Source organism: Vibrio sp. T20 (genome assembly GCF_007858795.1).
GTDB classification, from domain to species: domain Bacteria; phylum Pseudomonadota; class Gammaproteobacteria; order Enterobacterales; family Vibrionaceae; genus Vibrio; species Vibrio satsumensis.
The window spans coordinates 1-329 of record NZ_VFEB01000246.1 but is presented as its reverse complement, the minus strand read 5'-3'; the positions used below and the strand labels follow the sequence as shown (position 1 = coordinate 329).

Here is a 329-nt window from a genome sequence, read left to right as displayed (position 1 = left end):
ATGAAAACACTGCTGACGATATTGCTAAAACATGTTTTGACAACGGCATGGTAATTGAGACAGCAGGTCCAAACGATGAAATATTGAAGTTCTTTTGCCCGCTAACTATATCGGAGTCGGAGCTTATACAAGGCCTAACTATTTTCGAAAACTCAGTTGAAGTTGTAGCAACCAAGTATTTCAAAAAAGCATCGTAATAAGGATAATAAAATGATTGTTAGAACACTTGATGAATGTCGTAATAGCGAAAGACGTATTGTCTCAGATAACTGGGAAAGTACTCGTATGCTGTTGAAAGAGGACAATATGGGTTTTTCATTCCATATCAC

1 protein-coding gene and 1 pseudogene are annotated in these 329 nt (G+C 36.8%); both read left to right on the top strand.

Annotation, left to right across the window (positions count from 1 at the left end; translation table 11 throughout):
- A pseudogene (locus tag FTW16_RS22425) lies at positions 1 to 197 on the top strand (diaminobutyrate--2-oxoglutarate transaminase); the annotation flags it as partial.
- 13 nt (positions 198 to 210) lie between these two features.
- On the top strand, positions 211 to 329 hold a 119-nt coding region (locus FTW16_RS22420; RefSeq protein WP_146492491.1), incomplete at its 3' end, for an ectoine synthase.